Here is a 13,167-nt window from a genome sequence, read left to right on the forward strand (position 1 = left end):
TGTGGGTACCTAAACCATCGCTGACTTGGGTAACCTGACCCTGTGCGTTGTAGGTGTAAGTAACATCTGGCGTGTCATTGGCATAGTCAATTTTAGTTAGGCGTTGTTGAGCATCATACTCATAGGTGGTTTTAATGCCTCGTGCATTGGTTCGGGTTTTGACTTTGCCTTTGTCATAGGTGTATTGAATCTTGCTGCCATCGGCAAACACCTTGGCGGTCAGCTGATCCGCTTTATTAAACTCAAAGCGTGTCGCATTGCGGTTGGCATCGATCAGGGTGATCAGGTTGCCATTGGCATCGTACTCAAATTGCGTCGCGGTACCTTCAGGGGAAATGAGCTTGGTCAGCTGCTTGGCAGCATCATATTCATAACGATAGGTGCGTCCTCCGCGATCCGTTTCACTGGTTACCAGTCGAGGACATTGTCCATAAGTGGTGGTCGTTTGCTTGCCATCAGCATAGGTAACAACGGTAGCGGAATCTAAGCCGTTATACGAAAATGTCTGAACCGCACCTGTTTCATCAGTGATTGATTTAACACGACCAATGTCATCATAGGTATACTGTTTGGTGGTTTCACCATTGAAAGTAATTGATGTTAACTGGTATTGGCCGTTGTATTGATATTCCCACCGTTGCTGCTCACCCACCTGCATACTGGTCAATTGACCGTAACTGTTGTACGTCAGTTGGGTTTCACGACCCGTGACGTCTTTAATGGTGGTGGGGTTATGCTGAGCATCATACTGCAGCTCAATGTTGCCCTGAGGCGTGGTGATTTGGCTGACATCACGGCCATTGTCGGCGTACTGATAACTGACTTTTTGGCCTAAAGCATTAGTTAGCTCAGTGATTTTACCTAAGTTGTTTTTGGCGAAGGTTGAACCTTGGCCATTGACCTTACGCCCAATTTTCTCACCGGTTTTGCTGTCGTATTGATATTCAATGACACGACCATCCGGGTAAACAATCTTGCTAATCTTCCCTTGGCCGTTAGATTGGTTGAGAAAGTAATACTCGGTTTTTGCCGAATTATAGTTATTGGTAATCTTCCCTTGGCGTTCGACATAGTTATTCGGGCTAACATACCAGGCTTTACCACTACCATTATAGTAATACTCTTCTTTATTACCATTAGGATCAGTAATAGTAATGCGGTATCTGGCCCACATCCTCGTTCGAGTAGATCCGACACCATCGGCAGCTTCAATGCGGAATCCCCATTTACCCAATGGGTTTTCGACTGAGGTAACATAATTGTTGTAATCATAACTGACTTTGGTCCAGTATCCCCCCATATCCGTCAGTTGGATCAGGTTACGGGACTCATCATAGGCAAACAACGCTTTGCGACCAAAAGGATCAGCGACTTCGGTGACTAAGCCGGCTTCGTTATAGGTCAAGGTGGTGGTCTGGCCTAGCGCGTCAGTGATGGTGGACAGCTTGACCTGGGCGTTATAGGCAAAACTTAACTGCTGGCCATAAGGGTCTTTAATCGCCACCAGGAAGGGCTGCATCGAGTCAGTACCATCAGGCAGGTTATATTCGTACACCTGGCCGGAAGGCAATGTCAGCTCAAAGTGATGTTCACTGTGGCGGAGCAGTTGGTGATACACGCCATAAGGAGCGGTGTAGCTGCCATCGTCTTTACGCACATAGACATGACGTGCCCCATCCGGCATAAACACGGTGACCGCTTTACCGGGGTCTACCACCAGATAAGAACCGTAATTAAAGCTCCATTTATTACCAAAGGGTTCATTCTGGGCAATGGCGGATTGCGAGTTGTAATTCAGCTGTAGACTCACTGCAGGGCCAATAGCAGGCTTGTACCACAGCGGAACATCCTTCATGAACAGGTTCATATTGACCATGTTCACTTTCCAGATCGGGGCTCCCTGGGCACAGTCTTCTTCATCAGGCTCACCGTTATCCGGTTCACCTAAGTTACTCTCTCGCCGTTGCACTCCACAGCAGCCACCGTAAATATCGGCCATTTGGCTGTCATTGAGGGCAAGGCCCGGCAGGCTTTCAGTATGACCACCAAACACCAGGGTATGGCCACCCCATTCCCGGTCAAATTCGGCGAGGGTTTGTTCAAAACGACGGCCCATTTGTGGGTCATGCAGGGTCACCCCTTCCGCCGTGACTTTTTCCAGAATCCAGTAGTGTCCGGTGCTATTGCCAGAACGATCAATTTGCACCACCGCAGGCAATGGGATGTGGCTTAGGTCGCCAATCGCCAGCTGGCGGGCATTGACTTGATAACCATGTTCTGCTGCCAGATCCGTTAAATCGGCAATGCTATGGCCTTGTAAACTGGTAGCCTGTTCTGCGAGTACCGCTTTCGCCGATGCCGCTTTGCCATCCTGCTCCAACATATGCGCTAAAGCACGGGTACCACAGTCCAGTAGGGCTAAACGGTTGGCTTTTTGCTGAGACAGCCGCATGATCCAGCCAGAGGCGTAAGTCCTTAGTCGCCAGTCCACACTGTTTTGTTGCAGGTCGGAAAACAGCTTCAGGGCTTCATCCAGGTTATTTTCCAGGACATTAAGTACCGCCAACCGGCTAACCGCTTTATCCCCTAACCATTTGGCCCCCACATAGGACTGACTCCGGTAACGGCCAATGACTTCTAAAAAGGTGGATTTGGCTTCGTTATAGCGGCCATTGAACCGTGCTTCACAACCCATATGTAAAATGGCTTCACCGGTCCAGGGGCTGTTGGGATAACGGGCTTTGTATTGATCAAACAGCTGATAGGCTTCTTTATAATCGTGCCGGTTCCAGGCTTGAATGGCGTTACCGAAATCCTGGAACATCGCCGTAATTTCATCGTCCTGGTTCAATGAGCGTTTACGACGTTGCGACCGCTGTGGTTGTTCATCAGCGGCTTTATCCGCTGACGAGGCATCACGATAAAGCTCGGCGCTCATGCTCATCGCTGAGGGTGCGCTACCCGCTTTTGAAGACACATCCAAGGCACTGGTCGGTACCAATTGCCCGCCCAATTGCCCCGCTTGCATTAATTCTTCACGGGTCGGAGTGCGACTTAAATCCAACGGTTTTACCGTGGGTTTTACGAATAATTCATCGGGTGGGGTCTGTGCACTGTGGCCAATACCCGGTAAAAATGCTAATGCCGAAAATACACCGGCTTTCATCCACATCGGCCAGTGGGATTTAACGGGAGGGGTTTTACTCATTATTATCCTCAACTACGACAACGGCCGTTAATTAAAAAATAAAAATTAACGCGAGAAATAATTAAAAAAATAAATTAAATAAAAAATGAGAAAATTGTGCTGTCAAAAGACAGCACTAGAATTATTTAACCATTAAGGTGAATTGCCATTTAAGGGATCTTTAGGATCAGTTCCTGCCTGAAACTCATCAAAATCGGTTACACCGTCTTCATCAGAATCCTGGTTTAGGTCGTGATCTAGTTTATTGAAATAGTGGTACTCCCAGCCGTCAGTGACACCATCGTTATCCGAATCAGGTAATGCGGGAATAAATAAATTATCTAGCCGAATGTTAGTTTGGCTCGTCTGTCTCATCTGCCAATAGACCCATTTCAGCTCACGCCGGCCTGCAGGTACTAAAAGCTCGGCATGGTGATAGTCTGTCATTTGACTCCAATCACCAGCGACTCTTCCATCAATATAAAGCAAGAGCCGGTCAACTCTGTCTGAACCGGTTGCTACATCAAACGACAGTAAACCACCCACTGAATGCACAATTGTTGAAATCGCCATATTTTGGCCATGACTAATTTCTGTGGTGGCCAGCGCCGTACCGCCCTCTTTGCCTTTTTTGGCTAGGCGCAGCCACTGGCTAGCGCCTTCATAACGCCAGGAATAACCGCCTAAGGTATCGTCCTCAAAATCAATTAATAGCTTTGCCCCAACACTACTACTGTCTTGTGGATTGGTACCTGCAACATATTCCTCTTCATTTAATCGACCATCACTATCAGCATCCTTTTTATTATCCTTGGTCGCTGGATTTAGGCCGTGAGCAACTTCCCAAGCATCAGGCAGTCCATCCTTATCGGTATCACGATCGGCAGGGTAATCCTCAACACTGACGATGTACTCAGATAAGTTATTTTGGCCATCCCCATCAGCATCCTCGCTGACATCCGAAGCAAGTGGGTTCGAACCGTGGGTTAACTCCCATCCATCGGGGATACCATCCTTATCGGTATCGTTAGCTTTAGGATTAGTGAGTGCTTTGGCTTCATTAATATCGGTAGCGCCATCCTGATCCGTATCCAAAGTGGCATCATAGGTTTTAAAGTCAGTGTCTAATGTGCCAAAGTACGTGTATTCCCAGCCATCGACGACACCATCTCCATCAGTGTCAGGTAACGCAGGGATAAATAGGTTATCAATCCAAACGTTGCCTTCAGTTTCATTATGACGTCTACCTTTCCAGTAGACCCACTTCAACTCATGTCGGCCTGCAGATACTGAAAACTCAGCATGGTGATAGTTGGTCATTCGGCTCCAATCACCAACGACGTTTTCATCAATATAAAATAATAACCGGTCAAAACTTTCTGAACCGGTTGCCACATCAAACGACAGTAAACCACCCACTGTGTGTACCACCGTTGAAATCGCCATATTTTGGCCATCATCAATTCCGGTTGTAGCCAGCACAGTACTCCCGTCTTTGCCTTTTCCTGCCGCCCGCAGCCACTGACTAGCGCCTTCATAACGCCAGTAATAGTCCCCTAACGTGTCATCTTCAAAGTCAATCAGCAAGTTCCGATGACTTTCAGCGTCCTGTGGATCTGTGTTAGCAATGTATTCTCTTTCATTTGATACACCGTCATTATCGACATCAGCTGTATTATCTTTTTCCGCTGGATTTAAGCCATGGGCGACCTCCCAACTATCTGGCATACCATCCTTATCGGAATCAATATCATCAGGGTAATCCTCAACACTGATTATGTACTCAGATAAATTATTTAACTCATTGCTATTAGCATCCTCATTGGCATCCAGGACAAGCACATTCGAACCATGAGTTAACTCCCATCCATCGGGCAGTCCATCTCCATCGGTATCGTTAGCTTTAGGATTGGTGAAAGCCTTGGCTTCATCAAGATCGGTAATACCATCCTGATCAGTATCCAAGGTGGCATCATATTGAGTAAAGTCGGTATCCAGTGAATCAAAGTACGCATATTCCCAGGCATCTAAAACACCATCATTATCCGAATCTGGAAATGCAGGGATAAATACGTTATCTAGCCAAACACTATCTTCACCCGAACTTTCACTTCTATCTTTTTTGTAAATCCATTTCAACTCATGGCGACCAGCAGCTACTAAAAACTCTGCATGGCGGTAGTCATTTATGCCATGCCACTCACCCACTTCCTCACCATCGATATAAAAGCGTAGCCGATCAGTATTTTCCGAACTGGTCGCTACATCAAACGACAGTAAACCACCCATTGAGTTTACAACCGTTGAAAGTACCATTTGCTGATCATCACCAATCCCTGTTGCAGCAAAAGCCGTACTCCCGTCTTTGCCTTTTTCTGCTTGACGCTGCCAACGACCAGCGCCTTCATAACGCCAAAAGTAGCCGCCTAAGGTATCGTCCTCAAAATCAATTAATAGCTTTGCTCCAATGCTACTACTGTCTTGTGGATCGGTACCTGCAACATATTCCTCACCATTTAACCTGCCATCTCCATCAGCATCCTCTTTATTATCGTTGAGCGCAGGATTTAGGCCGTGGGCGACCTCCCAACTATCTGGCATACCATCTTTATCGGTATCAATATCGGCAGGGTAATCTTCAACACTTAATACATAGTCTGATAAATTATTTTGGCCATTACTGTCGATATCCCCATTATTATCTACAACCAATGGATTTAAACGATTAGTAATCTCCCACCCATCGGGCATACCGTCTTTATCGGTATCTTTCGCTTTAGGGTTAGTGAAAGCTTTGGCTTCATCAAGATCGGTCACGCCATCCTGATCGGTATCTAAGCTGGCATCATAGGTTTTAAAGTCGGTGTCCAGTGAATCAAAGTACGTGTATTCCCAGGCATCGACGACATCATCCCCATCGGTGTCAGGTAACGCAGGGATAAATAGGTTATCAATCCAAACCCTGTCCTCTCCTATGACACCACTACTATCTTTTTCATAGACCCATTTCAGTTCATGGCGGCCAGCGGTCATTAAAAACTCAGCATGACGGTAGCCCTCCTTGCCATCCCACCCACCGACTTTCTCACCATCGATATAAAAGTACAGCCGATCAAGATGTTCCGAGCTGGTCGCCACATCAAACGACAGTAAACCACTCACTGAGTTTACAACTGTTGAAATCGCCATTTGTTGGCTATCACCAATCCCGGTTGCAGTAAAAGCCGTAGTCCCATCTTTGCCTTTTTCTGCTTGACGCTGCCAACGACTAGCGCCTTCATAACGCCAAAAGTAGCCACCTAACGTGTCATCCTCAAAGTCAATCAGCAAGTTTCGATGGCTTTCAGCGTCCTGTGGATCTGTGTTAGCAATGTACTCTTCTTCATTTGATACACCGTCATTGTCTACATCAGCTGTATTATCTTTTTCCGCAGGATTTAGGCCGTGGGCGACCTCCCAACTATCGGGCATACCGTCTTTATCGGTATCAATATCAGCAGGGTAATCTTCAACACTTAATACATAGTCTGATAAATTATTTTGGCCATTACTGTCGATATCCCCATTATTATCTACAACCAATGGATTTAAACGATTAGTAATCTCCCACTCATCGGGCATACCGTCTTTATCGGTATCTTTCGCTTTAGGGTTAGTGAAAGCTTTGGCTTCATCAAGATCGGTCACGCCATCCTGATCGGTATCTAAGCTGGCATCATAGGTTTTAAAGTCGGTGTCTAGTGAATCAAAGTACGTGTATTCCCAGGCATCTATAACACCATCATTATCCGAATCTGGGCGTGCAGGGATAACTAAATTATCAATCCAAACCCTGTCCTCATCTCGAACACTCTTAATATTTGTGTAATAGATCCATTTCAGTTCATGGCGACCAGCGGGTACTAAAAACCCAACATGGCGGTAGTCATATATGCCACTCCACTCACCCACTTTCTCACCATCGATGTAAAAACGCAGACGATCATAGTAGTTTGAGCGGGTAGCGACATCAAACGACAGTAAACCACCCACTGTGTGTACCACCGTTGAAATCGCCATACTTTGGCCATGACTAATTTCGGTGGTGGCCAGCGCCGTACTCCCGTCTTTGCCTTTTTCTGCTTGACGCCGCCATTGGCTGGCGCCTTTATAACGCCAAAAATAGCCGCCTAAGGTATCGTCCTCAAAATCAATGACTACCTTTTCTCCAACACGACTACTGTCTTGCGGATCAGTACCTGCAATATATTCCTCTTCATTTAATCGACCATCACCATCGGTATCCTCTTTATTATCTTTTTTCGCAGGATTTAGGCCGTTGGCAGCCTCCCAAGCATCCGGTAGCCCGTCTCTATCAGTATCACTATCAGCAGGGTAATCTCTAAGACTGAATATACCATTAGCATCCGCATCCCTAACCTTAGGATTGGTTAAGGCTTTGGCTTCATTAATATCGGTAATGCCATCCTGATCGGTATCTAAGCTGGCATCATATTGAGTAAAGTCGGTTTCCAGCGACCGAAAGTACCGATATTCCCAACCATCAGCAACGCCATCGTTATCAGAGTCAGGAAGTGCAGGTATAATGAGATCATCAATTTCTAAGAGCCTGTTAAGATCTTCTAAGTGCTCGTCCTCAAAATCATGATCGGCATAGAATTCAATGGTGTGTTTTCCTGCCGGTATATCTATTGCGATGGCTTCATTTGTTTTAGCATGGTAGCGACCTGCTATATTGTGCTGTTTGTTATCAATCAGTAAGTAAAGGCTTGTTCCTCTTGCCTTGTTTAATTTAAACCTAACTTGGCTCGGCTTTGAGATATAGACTGTAGTGGAAATTCGCGCACGAACGAATTTTTTTTCAAAAGCAGGCCGCCACGCTTTACCTGAACCACTCGACGCAGGCTGTATTTGCCAATCGCCATCGTCATCAATCCGTATAACTCGCCAATAGTAGCCCCCTAAAGTGTCATCCTCAAAGTCAATAAGCAGCTTATGATGACTCGAAGCGTCTTTAGGAGCTGTTTCGGTTACCCATTCCTCATAATCAGTGACTCCATCTTTATCTGAGTCATCATCTGCACTGGAGGTAAAAGGTAATAAGCCATGAGCGACTTCGAACGCATCGGGAATACCATCTTCGTCTGTATCAGCTTTTTTGGGGTTGGTATAGTAAGTACTCTCTTCAAAGTCGGTTAACCCATCACCATCAGTATCAACGGTTTTATCAGAGAAATCCTGGTCAAATCCATAAAAATACTGATATTCCCAGCCATCTTTAACATCATCACTGTCAGAATCTGGTAAGGCAGGAATGATTAAATCATCAATTTCAACAAAGCCATTGTTGGGTCCAGCAACCCAAAATGATATTTCGATTTTTCCAGTAGGTACAGGATAGCTTACAACTGTATTCATATCTTCTTCGTCTAGTCTTACCTGCCTATATCCATCTCCACTATGATTATTAATGGTTAACTCAAGGTATGCGTTTTCAATTTTTCCAAGCCGGAATGACAGTCTACCTGGTCGAGCAACATTAACAATGGTGCGTTCAAGCATAGCTGTGTTATCAGAGCTTTCTGTTTGTAATGTACAACGCCATATATGTTTCTCTGTATTATTTTTAGGGACAATTTGGCAGTGGTTTCTTTTACGAGGGGATTTCATCCAGTGATAGCCTCCTAAACTATCATCCTCGAAGTCAATAAGAAGTTTATGATGGCTCGAAGCATCCTTAGGGTTGGTTTGGGTAATCCATTCTTCTAGATCATTTGCGCCATCGTTATCAGCATCATTACTGATATCAAAACGTGAAGGAGATAAATCATGGGCAACCTCCCAAGCATCAGGGAGTGAATCCCCATCTGTATCTATCTCATTGGGATGTGTTCCATTAATAAACTCTTCTTTATCGGATAAACCATCACCATCGCTGTCTATATTATCGGTGAATGTTTGGCCTAAATTATCAAAAAAACGATATTCCCAGCCATCAGTCACACCATCATTATCGGAATCAGGCAACGCTGGAAGAAAAATATTATCTAACCACAGCCCATCTTCATTTTCATCGTATCGGTTTTGAGATCTTGTATATCGCCATATAATTTTATATCGACCTGGCTTGAGCTCTTGTTTAAATGTCTTAAACTCTAACTGGTTTGTATTACTTTCTTTTAAGACTTCTTTGTCATTAATAAATAAGGCAAATTTATTTCCATCAGTATGCCCAATAAAATAATCAAAATTAATGAGCCCACCAGAAGTATAAATTTCAGTCGTTAAGTAGGTTGTTAAATTATCGAATTCCAATTTAGGGCTACGGAAAGATGCTTTTCCTTGTGAAGCTTTACTTTGGTCTATTTTCCAAGGGATAGCGCCTTTGAAAAACCTGTCATAAAAATAGTATTTGCTATAGGTATTATCTTCAAAATCCATAAGAATTTTGTTGTAACTTGATGCATCCCTTGGATTTGTTTTTGCTATCCATTCTTCTAAATCAGTTGCTCCATCATTATCAGCATCATTGCGGATGTCATAAAATGAAGGTGACAAGTTATGAGTAACTTCCCAAGTATCAGGTAATGAATCACCATCAGAGTCTTTTTTGTCTGGATGAGCCCCAGAAATAAACTCTTCTTTATCTGTTAAACTATCACCATCGCTGTCTTTATTATCGGTGAATGTTTGATCTAAATTACCAAAAAACTGATACTCCCAACTATCAGCAACAGTGTCACCATCAGAGTCAGCAAGTGCAGGAATCTTAAGGTTTTTCAATACTGCATGGCTGCCATTCAATCGGAATTCAACTTTGTGCTGTCCGGCATCTAGTTCAAACGTATAGTCTGTGTTTTCAATGGCGTCATAACGATGCCAACAGGTCTTATCAGTATCTATATAGAGGCATAATTCTACATATTCAGGTTTATTAAGGGTAAAGCTGAGTGTGCCAGGTTCACTCATATTAAATTGAGTACTGATAACACCGTAATTGTTATTTATTAACAATAAAATAAGTTCGTAGCTAGTGTTAGCGTCGCGGCTTCTTTCAAAATATCGATGAAGTATATTGTTTGTATTTGACCAGTAAAAGCCATCTATAGTTTTGTCGCGCTTAGCAATCAACCGATAGGTATCTGTTCCTGCAATATATTCTTCTACATTTAACGTACCATCGTTATCAGCATCCCCTTGACTATCTACAACCAATGGATTTAAACGATTAGCAGCCTCCCACGCATCGGGCATACCATCTCCATCGGTATCCTTATCTGTAGGATAATCCTCAACACTTAATACATAATCAGAAAAATTATTTAATTCGTTGTCATTAGCATCCTCATTGGCATCCGAGAAAAATGGATTCGAGCCATGAGCCAACTCCCATCCATCTGGCATACCATCCTTATCGGTATCTTTCGCTTTAGGATTAGTGAAAGCTTTGGCTTCATCAAGATCAGTAACGCCATCCTGATCCGTATCTAAGGTGGCATCATATTGAGTAAAGTCGGTATCCAGTGAGTCAAAGTAGGCGTATTCCCAGGCATCTATAACACCATCATTATCGGAGTCTGGAAGTCCAGGGATAACTAAATTATCAATCCAAACGGTGTCCTCTCGAACAGAACCCCTATCTTTTTGATAGACCCATCTCAGTTCATGGCGACCAGCCATCACTAAAAACTCGGCATGGTGGTAGTCTTTCCTACCACTCCACTCACCGACTTTTTGTCCATCAATATGAAAGCTTAACTCATCAATGTTATCAGAGCGGGTTGCAACATCAAACGATACTAAACCACCCTCTGCGTTTACAACCGTTGAAAACGCCATATATTCGCGAACACCAATCCCAGTTGCGGCCTGGGCCGTACTCCCGTCTTTCCCCTTTTCTGCTTGGCGCTGCCATTGGCTGTCGCCCTCATAACGCCAGGAATAACCACCTAACGTATCGTCCTCAAAATCAATTAATGTTTTTGATGCGACACTACTACTGTCTTGTGGATCGGTACCTGCAACATATTCCTCTTCATTTAATCTATCATCACTATCGGTATCCTCTTTATTGTCTTTGACCGCAGGATTTAGGCCGTGGGCGACCTCCCAACTATCTGGCATACCATCTTTATCGGTATCAACATCGGCAGGGTAATCTTCAACACTTAATACATAGTCTGATAAATTATTTTGGCCATTACTGTCGATATCCCCATTATTATCTACAACCAGTGGATTTAAACGATTAGTTATCTCCCACCCATCGGGCATACCGTCTTTATCGGTATCTTTCGCTTTAGGGTTAGTGAAAGCTTTGGCTTCATCAAGATCGGTCACGCCATCCTGATCCGTATCTAAGCTGGCATCATATTGAGTAAAGTCAGTGTCTAGTGAATCAAAGTACGTGTATTCCCAATCATCAGCAACGCCATCGTTATCAGAGTCATGGAGTGCGGGTATAACTAAGTTATCCAGCCAAATCGAGTTCTCTCCTCGAACAGCATCACTTTCTTTTTGATAGACCCATTTCAGTTCATGGTGACCAGCGGTCACTAAAAACTCGACATGATGGTAGTTTTTCCTACCATTCCATTCACCGACTTTTTGTCCATCGATATAAAAGCGCAGCCAATGACTATTTTCCGAACTGGTTGCCACATCAAACGACACTAAGCCACCCGCTGAGTGCATGGTAGTTGAAATCGCCACTTGCTGGTCATCAACAATTTCTGTGGTCGCTAGCGCCGTACTCCTGTCTTTCCCTTTACCTTCTGCTCGCTCCCAGTGAGAAGAGCCTTGATAATGCCAGTAATAATCTCCTAGATAATCGATTTCAAAGTCTAACCATTGAAACACTCCGGTCTTAGCCATTTCAGACTTCAAGCCTTGATTATCAATAGCCACAACGCTCCATTGATAACCAGTATTGGGTTTAATAGTGGTTGTTAATTCAATACTGGTATTCGTTATATTTTCAGCAATGAGTGCTAAAGGTTTACCCACCTCAGATAAATAAACATCATACGCTACGATCTTAACGTTTGGGTCAGGGTCCTGTTCAGGCAATTTCCAACTCAGCGTATTTTTATGTTTATCAAAAGCCACTAATACGGGTTTATTGGGGGGATTATTTAAGGTCGTTAATTTAACGGTTTCGGTTTCCGCTATTACTTGGTTATGGTGATCTCTAGCTATCACCTTCCAAAAATACTTGGTCTTTGGTTTTAAATATTCTGCTTCAATTTCTGACAAAGTAAGGTTTTTTTTATAAATACTGGGCGGATTTTCTTCCCCCAAATATAAATCATATAAAACCGGTGAGGTGGTTTCATCAGTATCCCAACTAAAGGTTGGATGGGCTGGATTAATCGGTTTATTAAGTGCTTCTGAATAGGTAATTTCTAGCTCAGGTGCTGTGTAGCTTGACTGCTGTGGAAGAGTATACTTAATCAATGAATTACCCACACCATCGTACACATAATCATGGGATGCGAGGTTATTCTTCAACGAGTTTGTTAAACGCGCATTCTGGTCATAGTGGTAGGTTTTTATGGCGGCTTGTATCGGTGGCACCAAACATACGGCAGGTACCAGAAGACAGTAGGCAAGCTTTGTTGTTTTCATTGACATCCCAATAAACTACTGATGCATTCATTGCACAACTACAAATTGGTCGAGTATTTTAATGAGATGTACATTCTATGTCACTGGTGAAATATTTCATTTTTTTGATGTGATACAAAATAGATAGGATTAATTCACCTTTAAATTGTACGGTCGTATTTCTAGTAACAAATAATCACAGAGTTTAACTATATACGACAGTTAATTTACATCCGTTGACGTCACACTTAATTTTCATCGCTGAGATTTTAACACTATAGTATTTAGTACCTATCAGGATATTGATAGGTGTGCTCCATGGCTTGGTTATAGGATGCAGACAAACCAAGCCATAGTCCTTTGTGTTGAAAAGC

2 protein-coding genes are annotated in these 13,167 nt (G+C 43.7%); both read right to left on the reverse strand.

From position 1 onward, the window contains the following. Positions 1-3,208, reverse strand: a 3,208-nt coding sequence (locus KCG35_RS22050; protein WP_215822033.1) for a cysteine peptidase family C39 domain-containing protein, incomplete at its 3' end; no start/stop codon positions are given. A gap of 132 nt (positions 3,209-3,340) precedes the next feature. Next, positions 3,341-12,814, reverse strand: a complete 9,474-nt coding sequence (locus KCG35_RS22055; protein ID WP_215822034.1) for a hypothetical protein — start codon at positions 12,812-12,814, stop codon at positions 3,341-3,343. Between the last annotated feature and the right edge of the window lie 353 nt (positions 12,815-13,167).

This window comes from Zooshikella harenae, assembly GCF_018837975.1.
Taxonomy (GTDB): domain Bacteria; phylum Pseudomonadota; class Gammaproteobacteria; order Pseudomonadales; family Zooshikellaceae; genus Zooshikella; species Zooshikella harenae.

Coding starts and splice junctions, on each gene's coding strand:
- KCG35_RS22055 (WP_215822034.1), bottom strand. CDS start 12,814: ATGAAAACAACAAAGCTTGCCTACTGTCTTCTGGTACCTGCCGTATGT.